This window comes from Mycobacterium bourgelatii (assembly GCF_010723575.1).
Lineage (GTDB): Bacteria > Actinomycetota > Actinomycetes > Mycobacteriales > Mycobacteriaceae > Mycobacterium > Mycobacterium bourgelatii.
On the sequence record NZ_BLKZ01000001.1, the window covers coordinates 4445980 to 4466305 of the forward strand.

19 protein-coding genes are annotated in these 20326 nt (G+C 65.6%); 8 read left to right on the top strand and 11 right to left on the bottom strand.

Features of this window, described 5'->3' with window-relative positions; all coding sequences use genetic code 11:
* Positions 1-30 precede the first annotated feature (30 nt).
* A complete protein-coding gene (locus G6N68_RS19050) occupies positions 31-1497 on the bottom strand; it encodes an aldehyde dehydrogenase family protein (protein ID WP_163715550.1) in 1467 nt (488 codons plus the stop codon).
* Between the two features lie 32 nt (positions 1498-1529).
* Here G6N68_RS19050 and G6N68_RS19055 point away from each other — a divergent pair, with 32 nt between their 5' ends.
* The 5 genes from G6N68_RS19055 (at position 1530) to G6N68_RS19075 (ending at position 6094) form a co-directional block, all read left to right on the top strand.
* Positions 1530-2459, top strand: coding sequence for an amidohydrolase family protein (locus G6N68_RS19055; protein WP_163715553.1), 930 nt, complete (start codon positions 1530-1532; stop codon positions 2457-2459).
* 2 nt (positions 2460-2461) lie between these two features.
* Positions 2462-3028, top strand: a complete 567-nt coding sequence (locus G6N68_RS19060; RefSeq protein WP_163715557.1) for a TetR/AcrR family transcriptional regulator — start codon at positions 2462-2464, stop codon at positions 3026-3028.
* A gap of 69 nt (positions 3029-3097) precedes the next feature.
* Complete coding sequence (locus tag G6N68_RS19065; RefSeq protein ID WP_163715559.1) at positions 3098-4264, top strand: acyl-CoA dehydrogenase family protein; 1167 nt, start codon at positions 3098-3100, stop codon at positions 4262-4264.
* A 126-nt stretch (positions 4265-4390) separates the two neighbouring features.
* Positions 4391-4687: a DUF3761 domain-containing protein gene (locus G6N68_RS19070; protein WP_240355534.1), complete on the top strand. Its 297-nt coding sequence runs from the start codon at positions 4391-4393 to the stop codon at positions 4685-4687.
* 393 nt (positions 4688-5080) lie between these two features.
* On the top strand, positions 5081-6094 hold the full coding sequence (locus G6N68_RS19075) for an MreC domain-containing protein (protein ID WP_163715564.1): 1014 nt from the start codon (positions 5081-5083) through the stop codon (positions 6092-6094).
* Between the two features lie 77 nt (positions 6095-6171).
* Here the strand turns inward: G6N68_RS19075 and G6N68_RS19080 are convergent, their stop codons facing one another.
* The 9 genes from G6N68_RS19080 to G6N68_RS19120 all read right to left on the bottom strand — a co-directional run bounded on the left by G6N68_RS19080 (position 6172) and on the right by G6N68_RS19120 (position 16334).
* Positions 6172-7044, bottom strand: a complete 873-nt coding sequence (locus G6N68_RS19080) for an adenylate/guanylate cyclase domain-containing protein (RefSeq protein ID WP_163715567.1) — start codon at positions 7042-7044, stop codon at positions 6172-6174.
* A complete protein-coding gene (locus G6N68_RS19085; protein WP_163715570.1) occupies positions 7041-7850 on the bottom strand; it encodes an HpcH/HpaI aldolase/citrate lyase family protein in 810 nt (269 codons plus the stop codon). Before G6N68_RS19085 ends, G6N68_RS19080 begins: the two co-directional genes overlap by 4 nt.
* Positions 7850-8341 (bottom strand): MaoC family dehydratase, encoded by a 492-nt coding sequence (locus G6N68_RS19090; protein ID WP_163715574.1) that lies wholly within the window; start codon positions 8339-8341, stop codon positions 7850-7852. Before G6N68_RS19090 ends, G6N68_RS19085 begins: the two co-directional genes overlap by 1 nt.
* Entirely contained in the window at positions 8338-9513 is a 1176-nt protein-coding gene (locus tag G6N68_RS19095) for an acyl-CoA dehydrogenase family protein (protein WP_205351494.1), read from the bottom strand. Before G6N68_RS19095 ends, G6N68_RS19090 begins: the two co-directional genes overlap by 4 nt.
* Positions 9510-11507 carry an acetyl/propionyl/methylcrotonyl-CoA carboxylase subunit alpha gene (locus G6N68_RS19100; RefSeq protein WP_163715580.1) on the bottom strand — a complete coding sequence of 666 codons (1998 nt, stop codon included), beginning with the start codon at positions 11505-11507 and terminating at the stop codon, positions 9510-9512. Before G6N68_RS19100 ends, G6N68_RS19095 begins: the two co-directional genes overlap by 4 nt.
* A gap of 6 nt (positions 11508-11513) precedes the next feature.
* The gene (locus tag G6N68_RS19105) at positions 11514-13094 is read right to left on the bottom strand and encodes a carboxyl transferase domain-containing protein (RefSeq protein ID WP_163715583.1); all 1581 of its coding nucleotides are present in this window, start codon (positions 13092-13094) and stop codon (positions 11514-11516) included.
* On the bottom strand, positions 13091-13738 hold the full coding sequence (locus G6N68_RS19110; protein WP_163715586.1) for a 3-oxoacid CoA-transferase subunit B: 648 nt from the start codon (positions 13736-13738) through the stop codon (positions 13091-13093). Before G6N68_RS19110 ends, G6N68_RS19105 begins: the two co-directional genes overlap by 4 nt.
* 97 nt (positions 13739-13835) lie before the next feature.
* A complete protein-coding gene (locus tag G6N68_RS19115; protein WP_163715589.1) occupies positions 13836-14582 on the bottom strand; it encodes a CoA transferase subunit A in 747 nt (248 codons plus the stop codon).
* Between the two features lie 108 nt (positions 14583-14690).
* Positions 14691-16334, bottom strand: coding sequence for an AMP-binding protein (locus G6N68_RS19120; RefSeq protein WP_163715592.1), 1644 nt, complete (start codon positions 16332-16334; stop codon positions 14691-14693).
* A gap of 104 nt (positions 16335-16438) precedes the next feature.
* On the opposite strand from G6N68_RS19120, the gene G6N68_RS19125 reads away from it, so the two are divergent.
* Complete coding sequence (locus G6N68_RS19125) at positions 16439-17083, top strand: SACE_7040 family transcriptional regulator (protein ID WP_163715594.1); 645 nt, start codon at positions 16439-16441, stop codon at positions 17081-17083.
* 83 nt (positions 17084-17166) lie between these two features.
* Complete coding sequence (locus tag G6N68_RS19130) at positions 17167-17952, top strand: hypothetical protein (protein ID WP_163715597.1); 786 nt, start codon at positions 17167-17169, stop codon at positions 17950-17952.
* Positions 17953-17965: 13 nt separating this feature from the next.
* On the opposite strand, the gene G6N68_RS19135 is transcribed toward G6N68_RS19130, so the two are convergent.
* Positions 17966-19231 (bottom strand): MFS transporter, encoded by a 1266-nt coding sequence (locus G6N68_RS19135; RefSeq protein ID WP_163718810.1) that lies wholly within the window; start codon positions 19229-19231, stop codon positions 17966-17968.
* A 285-nt stretch (positions 19232-19516) separates the two neighbouring features.
* Between G6N68_RS19135 and cmrA the strand changes: the two genes are divergently transcribed.
* Positions 19517-20323 carry a mycolate reductase gene (gene cmrA, locus G6N68_RS19140; RefSeq protein WP_163715600.1) on the top strand — a complete coding sequence of 269 codons (807 nt, stop codon included), beginning with the start codon at positions 19517-19519 and terminating at the stop codon, positions 20321-20323.
* Positions 20324-20326: the final 3 nt, after the last annotated feature.

Consider the following 20326-nt stretch of genomic DNA (forward strand, 5'->3'; position numbering starts at 1 on the left):
ATGTACCCGGCCAGACGGCTCAAGCACTGGTCAGTGCGGCCCCGGCAGCGACGCCGCATCATCGCGACGGATGAGCGTCTGCACGTCGGTGACCTCCTCGATCGAGGCCCATCCGTTGATACGGCCGATCCCGCTCTGCTTGACCCCACCGAAGGGCGTGGTGTGATCGGACGCCCCGGCGCGATGCACGTTGACGCACACGGTGCCCGCCTCGATCTGGCGGGCCACCTCGAAGGCGTGGTCATCGTCTTGAGTCCAAACCGATGCTGCCAGGCCGAACTCGGAGTCATTGGCCATCCGAATCGCCTCATCTTCGGAATCGAAGGGCAGGATCGGCAGCGCTGGGCCGAACTGTTCGGCGGCCACCAACTCAGCCTCCTGTGCGATGTCACTCACTATGTGCGGCAACAGGAAATGACCTTCGTCCCAGGTCGCCGGGTCGACCTTGCGGCCGAGCTGTCGGACGGCGGCGCCCGAGTCGGCCGCGTCATCGATGAGCCGCTGCACCCGTTGCCGGGCGGACTGCGTGATCAGCGGCCCGATCGTGCTCTCCGGGTTCAACCCGTCACCGACGGCGATCTCGTTCACCGCTTCTTCCAGTGCGCCCACAAGCTCTCGGTAGTGGCTGCGGTGGACGTAAATCCGTTTGATGGCAAAGCAAATCTGTCCAGAACAGGTGAAGGCGGAGTGGCGCAGCGCCTTTACCAGTTCGTCGTCGACCACCGCCGACGAGAGGACAAGCGCGGGATCGTTACCGCCCAGCTCGAGGCCGACGCCGGTGATGTTCTGTGCCGCCGACCGCATCACTTCGCGCCCACTGACCACACCGCCGGTGAACAGGACGCGACGGACCAGCGGATGGCCGGCCAACGCGTCGCCCGTCTCGGCGCCGTCGCCGGGCACGACGTTCAGCACTCCCGGTGGCAGCGCGGCGGCGACGGCAGTAACCGTCTTGGTGAGCGCCATCGGCGCCAACTCAGGCGGCTTCACCACCACCGTGTTTCCCGCGGCCAACGCGGCGGCGATCCCGTTAAAAGCAAGCAGCACAGGATAATTCCACGGAACGATCACGCCGACAACGCCCACCGGCCGTCGTCGAACAATGAAGCGGCCGCGTTCGTTCTCGGTGACGTCCTCGGCGACCACACGCTCGATCAGTTTCGAGCATTCGTGCAGAAGATAGGGCGCGCCAGCGAGATCGAGGGCAGATTCCCACAACACCTTGCCCTGCTCACGGGTGAGCAGGGCGGTGAGCGCATCGAAGTCCGCCATCGCGGCGACGGCGGCCTCCCTCATCAGCCGCTTGCGATCTCGGGGCAGGACGGCGGCCCATTCTGCGGCTGCGGCGCGCGCGGCGCGCACGGCTTGGTCGACGACCCCGGGACCGCAATGCGCTGCCATACCGACGATTTCGTGGGCATGGGCCGGGTTGTAGACCGGACGCGAATCCGTCTGTACCGCAGTCCCACCCAGGTAGGCAGGCGCGACTTCCGCCATGTCCGGAGCATACCAAGAGGTAGGGTGTGGCCATGGTCAGCGGCTTGGTCGACGTGCATCACCATGTGGTTCCAGACGTTTACCGGGCGGCCATCAAGGCTGCTACCGACGGCACGATTGGAGGCATCCCGCAACCGGCTTGGTCCGAACAGGCGATGCTGGACCGCATCGAAAGCCTGGGAGTCGAACGGGCCGTCGTGTCGATTTCCGCGCCGGCGCTCGAGCCCGTCGACGACGGCGAACGCCCCGCCCTGGCCCGCGCCTGCAACGACGCCATCGCCGATCTGGCAAAGCGGAATCCCGGTACCATCGGCGGCTTTGCTGTCCTTCCCATGCCCGATGTCGCGGCTTCGGTGGCCGAGGTGCGGCGTGCCCTGGGCGAACTGAAGCTCGATGGCGTTGCCGTGTTGACGAACTATGGTGGCCGCTACCTGGGCGACCCCTTGTTCGCTCCGTTGCTGGAAGAACTCGACCGCCACGGCGCGGTTGTGCATGTCCACCCGAATCTTCCGCCGCCACTGGCGGGAGCGCAGTTGGCGCTGCCGGCACCGGTTTTGGAATTCACGTTCGACACCACCCGGATGGTCGCCGAGATGATCCTCGCCGAGACCTTGCAGCGCTACCCGGGTCTGACACTGGTGCTGTCCCATTTGGGCGGCACGCTGCCCTGGGTTGCGTGGCGGCTGTCAATGCTGGACGACTTTCCGTCGGCGAAGGGTGGGCCCCGGGAGCCCGTTCGAGACCAACTGCGACGCTGCTACTACGACGTGGCGTTGTCCGCCGACCCGGCGGCACTGCGGCTCGCCGCTGAGCTTGTTGGCACCGACCGACTTCTCTACGGAAGCGATTTCCCTTTTGCTCCTACGGGTTTCATCGACCGCAATCGAACGAACGTGCACGAGCCGCTGGCGTCGGCAACCAGCGACAATGCGGAGCGGCTGTTCGGCGCCTTTAGCATGTAGAGATGCCGAAGGAGCCGAAGCGCAGTGGAAGCACCAGCACCAAGGAAGCCTGGCTACAGACCGGTTACGCGATCCTGGCTGACGAAGGGTTCAAAGCCCTCAAGATCGACAATCTGACGTCGCGACTCGGGGTAACCAAAGGCAGCTTCTACTGGCATTTCACCGACATGGCCGCCTACAAGGAGGCCCTCGTGGCCAATTGGGCTCAATGGCGAGATGAGGACCACAAGCAATTCAATGAGCTGGCCGAATTGGAGCCCAGGGAACGGCTGATCGAGATGATGGCGACGCTGGTGAGTCCGCGCTATTGGATGCTCGAGCGCGCGATGCGGGAGTGGGCCCGGTCAGATCCCCAAGCTGCTGCCAGCGTCGGACAGGCGGATCGTCGCACCCGGCTCGCGGTGCGACAGGCCTTCCTCGACCACGGATTCGACCCGAAGACCGCCGAACAGCGGGCCACCTGGACATTCGCGCTGGGAATCGGCGCGTTGCACCTGTCGAAGTCCAAGCGCGCCCATGTGCCAGCGACCGAGCGCGAAGATCTCGTCGATTTCATGTTGCGCCCCTGACCTGGGCAGGAGCCGCGCAGACTCCGGCGCGTTGTCGGCGCCATACTAAAAAGTATAGAGTGGTGCGTCATGCAGTCGAACATTTCACCCTCGACGCTGGTTCCCGATGACTTCATCACGCGGCTGGCCGAACGGGCCCCGGAGGCCGAACGGTTACGCAGGCTGCCCGATGACACCGTGGCGGAGGTCCGCGCTGGCGACCTGCTCAAGTTGTTGCTGCCCAAGCGCTTTGGCGGTCTAGAAGCGAGCTTTCCCGACGTTTTAATGCCGATTCAACGGATGGCCTACGGTTGCGCTTCAAGCTCATGGACCATCGGATTCTTCGTGCTGCACAACTGGTTCCTGTCTCTGTTCGAGGAGGAGGCACAGACAGAGGTTTTCGCATCCGGCCCCGTTCTCGCGCCCGCACCTCTCGCCCCGACAGGCGCCGGCGAGCGGGTACCTGGTGGGTACAACGTGACTGGTCGGTGGGCTTGGGCAACCGGAGTGATGCACGCCGACTGGATCATGGTGTGCGCGCTCTGCGGCTCGGGCGCCGACATGTTCCCGGGCCTGATGGTGCTACCCGCCGGCGTGGCCACCGTCGAGGACACCTGGCATACCGCGGGAATGCGTGGGACAGGTTCCAACGACGTGATCCTTAACAACGTTTTCGTACCTGAGCACCGGATCGTCAAGCTGACCGACATCTCCGCCGGGACGGCGCCCGGCGCCAAGGTCCACGATGCGGCGCTGTACCGGTGGCCCGTGATTACCGCGCTCGCCTTCACCGCCGCGATGCCTATTCTCGGCAGCGCGTCATTGGTTGCCAACGCATTCGCCGAACGGCTGCAGACCCGCGTTCTTGCCTATAGCGGAACGCGGCAGAAGGAGCAGCCGGCAACCCAGATCCGCCTGGCCGACGCACGGGTGCGGCTCAACGCGCTGCAAAGCCTGCTCGCCGACACGGTGGGCACCATCGACTCGACCGTTGCCAGCGGTGACTGCGTCGATCGCAAGACGCGTGCCATAGCCCGGGCCACCGCGGCCCACATCGTGCACGAGTCGCAATCGGTCATCAATAACCTGATGCAAGCAGCGGGCGCATCGGCGAACTTCTTGTCCAATCCGCTGCAGCGGGCCCGGCGCGATGTCGAGATGGGCTCCGGACACGTCATTTTCGACCCCGACACTGCTCGCGAGTTGGCCGGCGCACTGGAGGTAGGTATGGAGATATCGCCGATCGCGATGATCTAGAACGCGAGTTCTCGGAATCTCATGCGGTTACGCAATCGTTCCCATACGCTGCCCGTTGGGGCCGGGCACCCCTCAAGAACACATCATCTAATGGGGTGCGACATGCGAATACGGCGATTGTTTGCCATGGCAGCGATAGCGGGAGGGGCCTTAGGAGTAGCCCCGGCCGCGCTCTTCTTAACCGACTCGGCGATTGTTTCCGCGAGCTGCAGCGGGGGCTACTACGAGAATTCGAGTGGACAGTGCATCCCCCGTCCGTCGCAGGGCGGTGCCGGCACACCTGACGCAGGGTCGGGCATTGTGGGCGGCGGCGCTCCCTCAGGTGCTACGGCAATCTGTCGAGACGGTGACTACTCATTCAGCACGCACCACTCGGGTACCTGCTCGGGTCACGGTGGTGTCCGGCAGTGGCTCACCAATTAGGGCGCAGGACGGCCTGATACGGACTCGACTTGAAGGAGGAAGGCGCGTCTCACTGGTTTGGGTCCGTCTCGGTGAGATGATTGTTCGGTGGCGGCAGGCGAACAATCCACAACGACCGAGGAATCGTACGCAAACGCCGACGGTACGCCGGGACCGAAAGCGGCTGTAACTCCACCGGTCGACGTGACGCCCGAAGCGGGACAGCAGCCAGTCGATCCGGCAGTTCCGGAGCCCGGGCCCGTCGCCGACCAAAGCTCAGGCCCGCAGCCTGCAGCACCGCAACAAGTGTGGCAATGGCTTCCCACGGCACCGGCCGCACCACCACCGCCCGCGTCGAAATTCAAGGCCCCGACGATCGATTGGCACGCACACGCGGTTGACTGGCGAAGACGCTTGCACAGTGGGTTCACCCACCTGGGTGGGTGGCTGGTCCAGCTCGGTAAGGGACTAGGCCGCCTTGCTAGCTGGCTCGGCGGGCGGCTGGTGCGGTTGCGCGAACTCCGGCCCACTCCCCTAGAGACGATCGCCGTGCTCGCCGGACTTGGCGCACTGAGCCTGGTCGGAGCATTTACGTTTGCGGGCACCGCGATCGGTCAAGCGTGCGTCATCGCCTTCACTCCGGGACTCTGCATCGCCATCGGCATCCTCGGAAACCGTTGGTACAGCAGGCATGCACCCGACCAACAGTTGGCAAGAGCCACGCATGGCGCGATTTTCGCAACCCTGCACTTGAAGAGGTCCGTTCGCTATGTCGACGAGCGGCTCTCGGCAGCCCAGCGTCACTTCGAGAATGGCCGACACGACAGTGGACTCACTGAGGTTGTGCGAGCCAAAACCGCGACGGAGCTGGCCTTGGGCACTACCGAACAGCCCCCGAGTCAACGGAAGTCCGCCCAGGCTGCCGACACCGAAACCCGTGGACTCATTCACGGCAGCGTCGCCCGCATCGAAGATGAATACACACTGATCGTCAACCGCGGTTCCGAGCACGGCGTGCAATCCGACATGATCTTTGCGGTGATGGCCCACGATGGCGACGAGATCATCGACCCGGAGACGGGGGCGGTGATCGGCGAACTGCCCACCGAGAAGCTGCGCGTCAAGGTGCTCGATGTGCACCCCAAATACTCACGTGCCGTGACGTTTCGGACGATCGCACCCGCGAATGCCGACCATCCGGCGCTGCTGGAGTTGTCCCAGTTGGCCGCTGGGCACGACGTACCGGGTGGCCGAGGCTTCGGCACGTTCGAATCGATCGACGAGTCAATCGCCAGGATGCTGGAAACCGAACTTGCAGAGTCGTTTCCCGCCCGCGAGAAGATCGCCAACGCGAAGTCCATCAGACCAGAGCCGACCCAGCGTGAAGTCAGGATCGACATCGGCGACCGGGTTCGCCAAGTCAGCTAGCTCCCGACAGCCCCGCGAGCAGACGCAAACTTGTATGAAAACCACACGGACAGTACAACTTTGCGTCTGCTCGCGGACTAGGGCGCGTCAGCGGCGTCGGCGGCGTCTAACGCAAGCGGTGGCGTCGTCACCGCGACGGGGTAAACCTCGTGCATGCCGCTGAGCCCTTTGAGTTCGACCTCGCGTGGTGTACCGAGTGCAATCTCACCCGCGTCCGCGATCGCTGCGCGAATCGCCTCGCTGACAAGGATTTCGCCGCCTTTGGCCTGCCCGGCAACCCGCGCGGCCATCGCCACGTTGCGCCCAAAGAGATCGTCCCCGCGGCGCACCGAGCTTCCCACGTGCAGGCCCATGCGCACTCGGATGCTTTCCCAACGTTCAGGGTCGGCCTGCAATGCGCGCTGTATGGCAATACTGCAGAGCACGGCCTGGGCGGGATCCGGAAAGGCCATCATGAAGCCGTCGCCCTGGGTCTTGATCACGTGACCGCCGTGCGCCTCGACCTGCTTGTTGATCAGCTTGTTGTGCCGCTCAAGCAGCTTCACCCACCCTAGGTCGCCCAACTTCTCGTTGAGCTCGGTGGAACGTTCGATGTCGGAAAAGGCGATCACCACATCGCCGTCGGCCACCATCCGAGCGAGGTCGGGGCGTTCGACCCGCACCCAGCCCGCGAGATCCTCGAACGAGTTGCGGACAGTGGCGCCAATTCCCTTGTTGATCAGCGAATCCGCAGTCTCCCAGACGGTCTTTATCGCCAGTGGAGCGACTACGGGCCGTCGGGGTCGGGGGCGGGGACGACGGGGGCGAGGCTTTTTCTCCTGCTTAGCACGCTCCAGGGCGAGTCGTGTCGACGACAGCTGGCGGCGCGACACGATGAGCACCGTCCCCACGGCGATGAGGCCGCCGAACTCCACGACGGCGATGATTGCCCACCAGACCGCAGCGCTCACTCACCGGCCCGTCGCAGCGCCGCCTCCGCATGCCGGAGAACCGGCGAGTCCACCATCTGCCCTTCGAACGCGAACACGCCGCGCTCGTTCTTGGCCGCTTCCAGGACGCGGCGCGCCCATGCCAGCTTCTCGTCGCTGGGCCGATAGGCCTCGCGTACCACGGGAATCTGGCTGGGATGGATGCAGACGGTCGCGTCGAAGCCCACCGCGACAGCATCGATCGCCTCTTCCCGCAAGCCCTCGAGGTCCCGGATGTCCAGGTGCACGGCATCAAGCGCCAACCGACCGAACGTGGACGCCGCCAGCAGGGCCGTCGACCTGGCGTGGCGGGCCACATCCCGGTAGGTGCCGTCCGCCCGCCGGCTGGAGCTGCCGCCCAGGGTGGCAACCAAATCCTCGGCACCCCACATCAATCCGACGGTGCGTTCCGCCGCGGCTATCTCGGCGGCGAACACTACGCCTCGGGGAGTCTCCGCCAACGCGATGACATCCCGCGGCGCCAGCGCCAACACCTGCTCGGCCGACTCCGTCTTGGCCAGCATCACCGTCGTGTACGGGGTATCGGCGAGGGCCTCCAAGTCGCGGGGCTGGTCTTCGGTGCCCGCGGCATTGATCCGGACGACGGTGCGCTCGGGGTCCAATGGGGTGTCACGCAAAGCCTGCCGTGCCGCTGGCCTATCCGCTGCTGCCACACCGTCTTCGAGGTCGAGGATCACCACGTCGGCCGCCGCAGCGGCCTTGGCGAAGCGCTCCGGGCGATCGGCCGGGCAGAACAGCCACGCCGGACCGGCGTCGCGCAGACTCATCAGGACTCCCCTTCGGTGGGCCGCTTCTGCACCAGCGTCGTGCGGACCGCACGGGCCACGACGTCGCCATGCTGATTGCGTCCGGTGTGCTCCAAGGTGACGATGCCCTCGCGTGGACGGCTCTTGGACTCCCGCTTGGCGGTGCAGACCGTTTCCGCATACAGCGTGTCGCCGTGGAAAACCGGTTTCGGAAAAGACACTTCGGAGAAGCCGAGGTTGGCGACGATGGTGCCCAGTGTCAGCTGGGCCACGGACAGCCCGACGAGGGTCGACAGCGTGAACATCGAATTCACCAGGCGCTCACCGCCAAATCCCGGTTGTTCGGCGGCCCACGCCGCGTCGAGGTGCAGCGACTGGGTGTTCATGGTCAGCGTGGTGAACAAGACGTTGTCGGCTTCGGTGACCGTGCGACCGGGCCGGTGCAGGTACGTCGTGCCGATCTCGAATTCCTCAAACCACAGTCCGCGCTGGACAATTGACTTACCCGTCATGACAGTCCCAGCGATCGCGCGATGAGCATCAACTGCACCTCAGTGGTACCCTCTCCGATCTCGAGAATCTTACTGTCGCGGTAGTGGCGTGCCACCGGGTACTCGTTCATGAACCCGTAGCCGCCGTGGATCTGAGTGGCGTCGCGGGCGTTATCCATCGCGGCCTCCGAGGAGACCATCTTCGCGATCGCCGCTTCCTTCTTGAACGGTTTGCCCGCCAACATCTTTGCCGCGGCCTCGTAATACGCCGTCCGGGCGACGTGGGCTCGTGCTTCCATCCGGGCGATCTTAAAGCTGATCGCCTGATAGGAACCGATCGGCTGGCCGAACGCCTGACGCTCCTTGGCGTACTTGACGCTTTCATCCACACAACCCTGCGCCACGCCGGTCGCCAGCGCGGCGATGGCGATGCGGCCTTCGTCCAGGATGGACAGGAAGTTCTTGTACCCGCTGCCGCGGGCGCCGAGCAGATTTTCCTGCGGCACGCGGGCGTCATCGAACGTCAGCCCATGGGTGTCCGACGCGTTCCAGCCCACCTTGTTGTACGGCGGCTCGACGATGAATCCCGGTGTGCCACTGGGCACGATGATGGTCGAAATCTCCTTCTTGCCATCGGCGAGATTGCCGGTGACCGCGGTCACGGTGACCAGCGAGGTGATGTCGGTGCCCGAGTTGGTGATGAACTGCTTGTTGCCGTTGATGATCCACTCGTCACCCTCGAGGCGCGCGGTGGTCCGGGTACCACCGGCATCCGAACCCGCACCCGGCTCCGTCAGACCGAAGCCGGCCAGCGCACGCCCAGCGACCAGATCCGGCAGCCACTTCTGCTTCTGCTCCTCGGTGCCGAATCGGTAGATGGGCATCGCGCCAAGCCCTACCCCGGCCTCCAGGGTGATCGCCACGGACTGGTCGACCTTGCCCAACTCTTCGAGCACAAGGGCGAGCGCGAAGTAGTCGCCACCCATGCCGCCGTACTCCTCCGGGAAGGGCAGGCCGAACAGTCCCATCTCGCCCATCTTGGCGATGACTTCGTACGGGAAGCTGTGTTCCTCATCGTGTTTGGCCGAGACGGGAGCGACGACGGAGCGGGCGAAGTCGGCCACCGTATCGCGTAGATCCTCGTATTCCTTGGGCAGTGTTCCCGCGGGAATGGTTGTGGTCATGATCCTTATTCCTTGCTTTCGGTAGCTTCTTCGGGGACCAGCCTCGCGAGCACCTGGTCCACCGTCACCTGGTCGCCGACAGATACGAGCACCTCGACTCGACCCGAAACCGGCGCAGCCAGTGAATGTTCCATCTTCATCGCCTCGACGACCACCACCACGTCGCCTTCGGAGACTTCGGCTCCGGAGTCGACCTGGACGGCGATCACGCTGCCCGGCATCGGGCTGACGACCTCGGCCTGCTGTTCGCCGACTGCACGGTGAATCTTGTGTTCCTCGGCCTCAAACAGGTGCCACGTTCCCCGCTCGTCGGCGATCCACAAGTGCCGATCGGCTTCGGCCCAGCGGTAGTCGCGACGCAATCCGTCGAGGGCCACGCTCATCGAGCCGCGCCTGACATCAGCACTGGCGGGATGGATTTCGCCGTCGCCGACCTGAACCCTGGCGTCGGTGGCCAGCCCCCACACCGACACCATCTCGCTGCGCAGCGGGGTGCGCATGTCCGTGCGGACCGGAGCCGTCACGCCGCCGACCCGCCAGCCCGTCGGCGCGTCCCAGGGATTGCCCTGCGCGGAACGGCCCCGGAGAGACAAAGCCCACTGCCGGAAGAGCCCACCCGCGGCCAGCACGTCATCTGGCGCGGGCAGCGGGCTGAAGTCACCCGATCGTTGGTCCAGCAGCGAGGTGTCCAAGTCACCGGCTCGGACGCGGTCGTCGGCAAGGAGGAAGCGCAGGAACTCGACATTGGTCTGCACGCCCAGAACAGCGGTGTGCGCCAGCGCGCGGTCGAGACGTTCCAGGGCCTGCGCGCGGTCGGTCCCGTGCGCGATCACCTTGCTCAGCATCGGGTCGTAATCGCTGCCGACCACCGTGCCGGCCAACAGCGACGAGTCCACTCGCACCCCGTCGCCGGACGGTTCGATCACCTCCAGAACCCGGCCGCCCGTGGGCAGGAATCCCCGGGCGGGATCTTCGGCGTAGATCCGAGCCTCTATCGCGTGGCCGCTCAATTCGATGTCGTCCTGGGCGAATCCAAGCTTTTCGCCCGCTGCCACGCGTAGCTGCCACTCGACGAGGTCCAAACCGGTGACCGCCTCGGTCACCGGATGTTCCACCTGCAGACGGGTGTTCATCTCCATGAAGAAGAACTCGTCGGGCTGGTCCGCGGAGACGATGAACTCCACCGTGCCCGCGCCGACGTAGTCGACGCTGCGCGCGGTGTTGCACGCCGCGGCGCCGATCCGCGCCCGGGTTTGCGGGTCGAGCAGCGGCGACGGCGCCTCTTCGATGACCTTCTGGTGGCGCCGCTGCAGGCTGCACTCGCGCTCGCCGAGGTGGACCACATTGCCGTGCGTGTCCGCGAGCACTTGGACCTCGATGTGCCTGGGCCGCAGCACGAACCGCTCTAGGAACAGCGTGTCGTCGCCGAACGCGGATGCGGCCTCGCGTCGGGCACTGACCAGCGCTTCACGTAATCCCTTCGGGTCCTCGACCAACCGCATGCCCTTGCCGCCACCGCCTGCCGACGGCTTGATCAGCACCGGATAGCCGACGTCATCGGCGGCCGCGACGAGTTCGTCGTCCGTCAGGCCCGGCTTGGCGATGCCCGGGACCACCGGAACATCAAAGGCCGCAACGGCGTTCTTGGCGGCGATCTTGTCGCCCATCACCTCGATCGCACGGGAGGGTGGGCCCAGGAATACCACCCCGGCACGTTCGCAGGCCGCGGCGAAATCCGAGTTCTCGGAGAGGAACCCGTATCCGGGATGGATCGCCTGCGACCCGGTGCGCACGGCCGCGTCGACCACCTTGTCGATGGCAAGGTAACTCTCGCGGGCCGCGGCCGGTCCGAGCCGCACCGCCTCGTCGGCCTCGAGTACGTGCCGCGCCCCGGCGTCGGCGTCGCTGTAGACAGCGACCGAACGAATTCCCAACCGGCGCAGGGTGCGGATCACGCGCACCGCGATCTCGCCGCGGTTGGCCACCAATACCGTGTCAAACATCTCGACTCACATCCGGAAGACGCCGTAGGAGACCGCTTCCAGCGGGGCATGTGCGCAAGCCGAAAGCGCCAGCCCAACTACGGTTCTCGTGTCAGCGGGGTCGATGATGCCGTCATCCCACAGCCGGGCGGTCGAGTAATACGGGTTGCCCTGATCCTCGTACTGCTCGCGAATGGGCGCCTTGAACGCCTCTTCTTCTTCGGGCGACCACGGTTTGCCGGATGCGCTGAGCTGTTCACCGCGCACGGTGGCCAACACCGATGCGGCCTGCTCGCCGCCCATCACCGAAATCCGCGCGTTCGGCCACATCCACAGGAACCGGGGCGAATACGCCCGCCCACACATCGAATAGTTGCCCGCGCCATACGATCCCCCGATCACCACGGTCAGCTTGGGAACCCGGGCGCACGCCACCGCCGTGACCATCTTGGCGCCGTGCTTGGCAATGCCCGCGGCCTCGTAGTCGCGCCCGACCATGAAGCCGGCGATGTTCTGCAGGAACAGCAGCGGGATTTGGCGCTTGTCACACAGCTCGATGAAATGCGCTCCCTTGAGCGCGGATTCGCCGAACAGGACGCCGTTGTTGGCAATGATCCCGACCGGGTGGCCATGGATGCGCGCGAACGCGGTCACCAGCGTCTTGCCGTAAAGCGCCTTGAATTCGCTGAATTGGCTGCCGTCGACCAACCGGGCGATGACCTCGTGTACGTCGTAGGGCACGCGCGGGTCGGGCGGCACGATGTCGTACAGGTCGGTCTGCGGATGCTTGGGTTCGACCGTCGGGATCACGTCCCACTGGGCGGGCTCCCGCGGAGCGAAGGTCGCCGCGATCGCGCGGACGATGCGCAGCGCATCCTCGTCGTCGTCGGCGAGGTGGTCGGTGACGCCGGATACCCGCGAATGCAGGTCGCCACCACCGAGCTCTTCGGCGGTGACGATCTCGCCGGTCGCGGCTTTCACCAAGGGCGGACCGCCGAGGAAGATCGTGCCCTGCTCGCGGACGATGACGGCTTCGTCGCTCATCGCCGGCACGTAGGCACCGCCCGCGGTGCAGGAGCCCAGCACCGCCGCCACCTGCGGGATGCCCTTGGCGCTCATCGTCGCCTGGTTGTAAAAGATCCGCCCGAAGTGTTCGCGGTCGGGAAACACCTCGTCCTGGCGCGGCAGGAAGGCGCCGCCGGAGTCGACCAGGTAGATGCACGGCAGCCGGTTCTGCAGCGCCACCTCCTGGGCGCGCAGGTGCTTCTTGACGGTCATCGGGTAGTAGGTGCCGCCCTTGACCGTCGCGTCGTTGGCGACGATCACGCACTCCCGTCCGGAGACCCGGCCTAAGCCGGTGATGATCCCCGCACCGGGTGACTCGTCGCCGTACATGCCATTGGCGGCCAGCGGAGCCAGTTCGAGGAACGGGCTTCCGGGATCCAGCAGCCGGTCCACGCGTTCGCGGGGTAGCAGCTTGCCGCGGCTGACGTGCCGTTCGCGGGCACGTTCGTTGCCGCCGAGCGCTGCGGCGGCGAGCTTTTCGTTCAGTTCCGCCACCAGCGCGCGGTGCTGATCGGCGAACGACGGCGCGGCGACAGCGGTCACCGGGACGCCAAATCCGAAATCACAAGCGGAGGTTGCGTTTTCGCGACTACCTCATCTACCGACACGTCCGGTGCGGTTTCCACCAGGTGCAAGCCATCGTCGCAGACGTCGATGACCGCCAGCTCCGTGACGATCCGGTTGACGCACCCCACGCCGGTCAACGGCAGTGTGCAGCGTTCGAGGATTTTGGGGCTGCCGTCCTTGGCGGCATGATCCATCACCACGATGACCTTGCGGGCCCCGTGTACCAGGTCCATCGCTCCGCCCATGCCCTTGACCATCTTGCCGGGGATCACCCAGTTGGCCAGGTCGCCGGTAACCGAAACCTGCATGGCGCCAAGCACTGCCACATCCAGGTGCCCACCGCGGATGATCCCGAAGGAAGCCGACGAGCTGAAGAACGCGGCGCCCGGCTGCACGGTGACGGTTTCCTTGCCCGCGTTGATCAGGTCCGCGTCGACGTCTTCGCGCCGCGGATAGGGCCCGACACCCAGGATGCCGTTCTCCGAATGCAGCACCACGTGCACGCCTTCGGGGATGTGATTGGGAATCAGGGTCGGGATACCGATGCCCAGGTTGACGTATTGCCCGTCCTCGAAGTCCGCAGCCACCCGTGCGGCCATCTGGTCTCTGGTCCAAGCCATTAGGCGCCCCTCCCGGTTGCTGCGCTGTCGAGCGTCACGCCAGGGTGACGCGCGGCGGCCGGCGTCACTCTGGCGTGACGCTCGGCGGATAGATCAATCATGAGCGCACGGTTTCCTTCTCGATGTGCTTGGTGGGATTTGGCACATGGACGACCCGTTGCACGAAGATGCCGGGCGTGTGCACCGTCGCGGGGTCGATCTCCCCGGGCTCGACGAGATGTTCGACCTCGGCGATGGTGATTCGCCCCGCGGCGGCACACTCCGCGTTGAAGTTGCCGGCGGCGTAGCGGTACACCAGGTTGCCATGCCGGTCGCCCTTCCAGGCGTGCACGAGCGCGAAGTCGGTACGGATCGCTCGCTCCAGAACATAGGTGACGCCGTCGAACTCGCGCGTCTCCTTAGGCGGCGATACCACCGCAACTTCTCCCGAGGCGTCATAGCGCCACGGCAGTCCGCCATCGGCGATCTGAGTCCCCACTCCGGCCGGGGTGTAGAACGCGGGTATGCCCATGCCACCGGCGCGAAGGCGCTCTGCCAGCGTGCCCTGCGGCGTCAGCTCCACCTCGAGCTCGCCCGACAGGAACTGCCGCGCGAACTCCTTGTTCTCCCCCACGTAGGAGGACACCGTCCGGCGAATGCGCTTGTGCAGCAACAACACTCCCAGACCGATGTCGTCGACACCGCAGTTGTTCGACACCGTCTCCAGGTCGGTGACCCCAAGGTCGGCCACCGCAGCGATCAACGCTTCAGGAATGCCGCACAGCCCGAATCCCCCCACCGCCAGGGACGACCCGTCGGTGATGTCGGCAACCGCCTCCGCCGCAGTAGCCACTACCTTGTCCATGACCGCAGCGTCTCCTCGTCGTCCCGGGGGCGAATCTCAGTTAATAACCATTAACTGGCTGGCGCCGAGAATACCATTACCCTTGCGAACCGTCCAGGGACGCTCTGGTCACTCTCGACCGCGCAGGTACTCGATCGCACCCTGCCGCAGTTCCACCTTGCGCACCTTTCCGGTGACCGTCATTGGAAACTCGTCCACGATCCACACGTAACGCGGGATCTTGAACCTGGCGATGCGGCCCATGCAGAACTCGCGCAGGCGCTCCGCGGTCAGTTCCTGCGCACCCTCCCGCAACTTGACCACCGCCATCAGTTCCTCGCCGTACTTCTCGTCGGGAACCCCGATGACCTGACCGTCGACGATGTCGGGGTGGGTGTACAGGAACTCCTCGATCTCGCGCGGGGAGATGTTCTCGCCGCCGCGCATGACGATGTCTTTGATGCGCCCGGTGATCTTGACGTACCCGGCCGCGTCCATCTCCGCCAGGTCACCGGTGTGCATCCAGCCGTCGGCGTCGACCACCTCGGCGGTCTTCTCCGGGTCGTTCCAGTAGCCACGCATCACCGAATAGCCCCGGGTGCAGAATTCGCCGGCGACGCCGGGGGGCACGGTCTGGCCCGTCATCGGGTCCGCCACCTTGATCTCGAGATGCGGTCCCACCCGGCCAACGGTGCTGACGCGCCGCTCCAGCGAATCGTCGCTGCGCGTCTGGGTGCTGACGGGGGATGTCTCGGTCATGCCGTAGCAAATTGAGATGCCCGGCATGTGCATGCGGTCGATGACCTTGCGCATCACCTCGACCGGACAGGGCGCGCCCGCCATGATCCCGGTGCGCAGACTGCTGAGGTCGTATTCGTCGAAATCGGGCAGACCGAGTTCGGCGATGAACATCGTCGGCACGCCGTACAGGCTGGTGCAGCGCTCGGCCTGCACCGCCTGCAAGGTGGCGGCGGGTTCGAAACCGGGCCCGGGAATCACCATGCAGGCGCCGTGACTGGTGGCCGCAAGATTGCCCATGACCATCCCGAAGCAGTGATAAAACGGCACCGGAATGCAGATCCGATCATCGGCGGTATAGCCGAGCAGTTCTCCCACCAGATAGCCATTGTTCAGGATGTTGCGGTGGCTCAGCGTGACGCCCTTCGGGAATCCCGTTGTGCCGGAAGTGTATTGGATGTTCACCGGGCCGGCGTTGTCCAGCGTCGCCGAAATTTTCCTCAGCATCTCCGGGTCGGGATCCGCGCCGGCCAGCTCGTCCCAGCGGTCGCTCTCCAGCAGCACAACGTCGCGCAGATCGGGGCACGTGGGCGCCACCTCGGCCAGCATCGCCGAGTAGTCCGCATCCCGGAAACCCGGGGCGGCTATCACCATCGCCACCCCAGATTGCGTTAGTGCATAGGACAATTCGCGGGCACGGTAGGCGGGATTGATGGTCACCAGGATGGCGCCGATCTCTGCCGTCGCAAACTGAACGAGCACCCACTCCCACCTGTTCGGCGCCCAGATGCCAACCCGGTCGCCCTCCCCGATGCCGGCGCGCGTCAACCCCGTCGCCAACCGGCGCACGTCGGTCAGGAATTCCGCGTAGGTCCACCGGCGCCCCGCACGGACATCGACCAGCGCGTCATGCTGCGGCCACTTGTCAACTGTCGCTGCGAGATTGACGCCAATGGTCGTCTCGAGCAAGGGGGGCGTGCTCTCGCCGCGGTCATAGGACAGCGGATCGCGGCCTGCGGCCTCGGTGGCTGCCACGGCTCCTCCGCCAGACGAAAAATTCGAGTTAATACCGAATAACTCATGATACGTTAGTGACGATTAACCGAAGTGTCCAGAACTAGTTGCGTACGGAGGCCGGCATGGCAGCGTCCTCCCTACCGGACGAACCGCCGGGGCAGCCCGAGGCGCCAAATCGTCGCAGCCAGTTAAAGTCCGATCGGCGCTTGCAACTGCTGTCGGCTGCCGAGCGGTTGTTCGCCGAGCGCGGCTTCTTGGCGGTACGCCTGGAGGACATCGGTGCGGCCGCCGGAGTCAGCGGCCCGGCCATCTACCGGCACTTCCCCAACAAGGAGTCGCTGCTGGTCGAATTGCTGGTCGGGATCAGCGCCCGCCTGCTCGCCGGAGCCCGCAACGTCAAGAGCCGCAGTTCCGACGCCGCCGCGGCGCTGGACGGGTTGATTGAGTTTCATCTCGACTTTGCGTTGGGCGAGCCGGACCTCATTCGGATCCAGGATCGAGATCTTGCTCACTTGCCCGCACAAGCGGAGCGACAGGTCCGCAAGGCGCAGCGCCAGTACGTGGAGGTGTGGGTCAGCGTGCTCCGCGAGGTGCATCCCGATCTGGCCGAGGCCGATGCCCGGTTGATGGCACACGCGGTGTTTGGCCTCCTGAACTCCACCCCGCACAGCATGAAATCGGCGGAATCCAAGCCGGCTCGCGCCGTCCGTTCCCGAGCCGTCATGAAGGCGATGACCGTCGCCGCGCTTGCGGTCAGCCCACCGTAGGTTCGCTGCTCAAGACCTGTGGGATGCACGCATTCGACCGGTCGAGCGGTCACGGCAGGTAACCTGCAACCCATGAGGTGGACATGAACGATCCACGTCGGCCGCCCCGGTACGTTCCTCCTCCATCGGGGTCCGGTCCGACCGGTTCGCAGGGTCCGCGTTATTCGCCGCCCATCGATCCCGCGTACGCCGATCAAGCCGCGGCGTACGGACCCACCTACGGCAGTTACGTTCCGACCTGGACGCCGGCGGGCAGCGAACAGAATCAGACCAGGCAGTTGCCGCCGTACTGGCAGCAGGATTACGCCGGGCAGGACGAGTTCGCCGGCGGCGGATCGAACCCGCCGCCCGAGCCGCCGACGACGCCACGCTGGTTGTGGGTGGTAGCCAGCGCAGCCGTACTGCTCGTGGTCGCGCTGGTCATCGCGCTCGTCGTCGCCAACGACTCCGCCAAGGAACAGACCGCGGTCGAGCCCCTACCCCCAGTGACCGCGCCCAGTTCGACATATGCGCCGCCGCCGACGATTACTCGGACGCCGTCGCGGACGCCGCGGACGACGACGCGCAGCCCGGATACGACCACCGCAGTGCCGGTCCCGGGCGCCATGCAGACGGTTGTCTATAGCGTGACGGGCGAGGGCCGCGCCATCAGCGTTTCCTACCTCGACACCGGCGAACTCATCCAGACCGAGTTCAATGTGGCGTTGCCGTGGCACAAAGAGGTCAGCCTGCCGCAGTCGTCGGAGCGCATCCCGAGCGTCACCATCATCAACATCGGCCACAACGTCACCTGCTCGGTCAGCGTGGCCGGCGTTCAGGTGCGCCAGCGCACCGGCGTGGGCCTGACCATCTGCGACGCGCCGACCTGACCGAAGCCGGGGCTTACTGAACGATCAGGCGCTGCACGGGAGGCACCCGCACGGTCAGCATTATCAGCAGTCCCGCAAGCAGTACCAGGATGATGCCGCCCAAACCGGCACGATCGGCTTTGAACAGGTCGACGAAAACCGAGAACAGCCACGGTGCCAGGAACGACACCGCCTTGCCCGTCATCGTGTACAGGCCGAACGCCACCCCCTCCTTGCCGTGCTGGGCCATGCGCAGCAACAGGGCACGCGACGCGGACTGCGACGGTCCGATGAACAGGCACAGCGATAGTCCGCACACCCAGAAGGTCAGTGGGCCCGACAGGGCCAGCATGGCCAGTCCGGCAGCGAGAATGGCGGTCAAGGAAAAGACGATGACCGGTTTGGATCCCACGCGGTGATCGGCAAGGCCACCGACCACCGCGCCCAGTGCGGCCACCACCAGAGCGGCTACCCCGAAGATCAGCACGTCGGCTTGGGCGACGCCGTACACCTTTACGCCCAGCACCATCCCGAGGCCGAAGATTGCGGCCAGCCCGTCCCGGAACAGCGCGCTCGCCAGCAGGAAATACACCAGGTTGCGGTCGCGGTGCCACTCGGCGGTGATGTCGGCCCACAGCTTGCGATACGCGCTGAACACGTTGGTCGGCGGCGGAACCTTCACCTCGGCGCCGGGCAGTCGGTGCGCAACCAACAGCAACGGCAGCGCCATCACTGCCAGCCAGCAGGCCGCCATCAGCACCGCGCCACGTACGTTCCATCCGTCGTTGGCGGGCAGATGCAACAGCCCGCGGGTGTCACCGGATCCCTTCATGAACCCGAAGTAGACCCAGATGAGCATCAGGGCGCTGCCCGAATAGCCCGCGGCCCAGCCCAAGCCGGATACTCTGCCGGTGGTCTCCGGCGTCGACAACTGACGCAGCATCGCGTTGTAGGGCACGCTGGCCAGGTCGCCGCTCGCCGAAGTCGCAGCCAACAGCACCAGCCCGACGAAAAAGTAACCGGGTGCGTCACGGATCAGTGCCATCGAGCAGGTCAGCACCACCGACGTGGTGGTCAGTAGTGCCAAAGCCACCCGGCGCCGGTGCGGTGACTCGACCAACACGCCGAGTAGCGGTGCCAGGAGCGCGATCGTGATGCCCGCGGCCGCTGCGCTGCGCGCCAGCCAGCTCACCGGTGTCGCGCCAAGAGGGGTGCCCTCTCCGACACTGGTGGTCAGGTACACGGAGAAGACGAAGGTTGCCGTGATCGCGCTCAGACCGGTCTGACCGGCATCCCACATGGCCCACGCCGCTACCCGGGAGCGCGGTGGTTTGGCTGGTTGGCTGGCGGCCGCCTTCGCGCCGTGGGTTGCCTCGCTTCGCTGACCCTGTAATTTGGCAGGTCCGTACTCGGACTTTTGCTGCGGATTTGCAGTCTCGGCGTATTGCGGGTCCCCGCCATCCCTATTCACGCCATCGTGGTGGTGTTCTTCGGACCCCGAACCCGGCCCCGACCCCCGATGACTCATGCCCAGAGCCTATTGGCTCTGACGGCGACCCGCTGCGCCCTGGTTACGATCGTCGTCATGCCGATACCCGCGCCCAGCCCCGACGCACGTGCCGTTGTCACCGGAGCCTCGCAGAACATCGGCGAAGCGCTGGCGACCGAACTCGCCGCGCGGGGGCACAGCCTGATCATCACCGCTCGACGCGAAGACCTGCTCACCAAGCTCGCGGCCCGTCTGGTCGACAAGTATCGGGTCGCCGTCGACGTGCGCCCGGCTGACCTGGCCGACCCCACCGAGCGCGGCAAACTCGCCGATGAACTCGCCAGCCGGCCGATTTCGATTCTGTGCGCCAACGCGGGTACGGCGACGTTCGGCGCGGTCGCCGACCTCGACCCGGCCGGCGAAAAGGCCCAAGTCCAATTGAATGTCCTTGGCGTGCATGACCTTACGTTGGCGGTGCTGCCGGGAATGGTGAGAAGGAAAGCCGGCGGGATCCTGATTTCCGGTTCCGCAGCGGGCAATTCGCCCATCCCCTACAACGCCACCTACGCCGCCAGCAAGGCTTTCGCCAACACCTTCAGCGAATCGCTGCGCGGCGAGCTGCGCAAGCACGGAGTGCACGTCACGCTGCTGGCGCCGGGGCCGGTGCGCACCGATCTACCCGAGGGCGACGAAAGGTCGCTGGTCGAGAAACTGGTGCCCGATTTCCTGTGGATTTCGACCGAGCACACCGCCCAGGTGTCGCTGGATGCCTTGGAGCGCAACAAGATGCGGGTGGTCCCGGGATTGACGTCGAAGGCGATGTCGGTGGCGAGCGGCTACGCTCCCCGCGCCATCGTGGCGCCGATCGTGGGAGCGTTCTACAAGAAGCTGGGCGGCAGCTGAGCC

What these genes read in the sequence shown, in the direction of transcription:
- cmrA (WP_163715600.1), top strand. Translation starts at nt 19,517, where the DNA reads ATGCCGATACCCGCGCCCAGCCCCGACGCACGTGCCGTTGTCACCGGA.
- G6N68_RS19125 (WP_163715594.1), top strand. Translation starts at nt 16,439, where the DNA reads ATGGCAGCGTCCTCCCTACCGGACGAACCGCCGGGGCAGCCCGAGGCG.
- G6N68_RS19085 (WP_163715570.1), bottom strand. Translation starts at nt 7,850, where the DNA reads ATGAGTCTGCGCGACGCCGGTCCGGCGTGGCTGTTCTGCCCGGCCGAT.
- G6N68_RS19115 (WP_163715589.1), bottom strand. Translation starts at nt 14,582, where the DNA reads ATGGACAAGGTAGTGGCTACTGCGGCGGAGGCGGTTGCCGACATCACC.
- G6N68_RS19130 (WP_163715597.1), top strand. Translation starts at nt 17,167, where the DNA reads ATGAACGATCCACGTCGGCCGCCCCGGTACGTTCCTCCTCCATCGGGG.
- G6N68_RS19065 (WP_163715559.1), top strand. Translation starts at nt 3,098, where the DNA reads ATGCAGTCGAACATTTCACCCTCGACGCTGGTTCCCGATGACTTCATC.
- G6N68_RS19050 (WP_163715550.1), bottom strand. Translation starts at nt 1,497, where the DNA reads ATGGCGGAAGTCGCGCCTGCCTACCTGGGTGGGACTGCGGTACAGACG.
- G6N68_RS19100 (WP_163715580.1), bottom strand. Translation starts at nt 11,507, where the DNA reads ATGTTTGACACGGTATTGGTGGCCAACCGCGGCGAGATCGCGGTGCGC.
- G6N68_RS19090 (WP_163715574.1), bottom strand. Translation starts at nt 8,341, where the DNA reads ATGACGGGTAAGTCAATTGTCCAGCGCGGACTGTGGTTTGAGGAATTC.
- G6N68_RS19060 (WP_163715557.1), top strand. Translation starts at nt 2,462, where the DNA reads ATGCCGAAGGAGCCGAAGCGCAGTGGAAGCACCAGCACCAAGGAAGCC.
- G6N68_RS19135 (WP_163718810.1), bottom strand. Translation starts at nt 19,231, where the DNA reads ATGTGGGATGCCGGTCAGACCGGTCTGAGCGCGATCACGGCAACCTTC.
- G6N68_RS19055 (WP_163715553.1), top strand. Translation starts at nt 1,530, where the DNA reads ATGGTCAGCGGCTTGGTCGACGTGCATCACCATGTGGTTCCAGACGTT.
- G6N68_RS19070 (WP_240355534.1), top strand. Translation starts at nt 4,391, where the DNA reads ATGGCAGCGATAGCGGGAGGGGCCTTAGGAGTAGCCCCGGCCGCGCTC.
- G6N68_RS19110 (WP_163715586.1), bottom strand. Translation starts at nt 13,738, where the DNA reads ATGGCTTGGACCAGAGACCAGATGGCCGCACGGGTGGCTGCGGACTTC.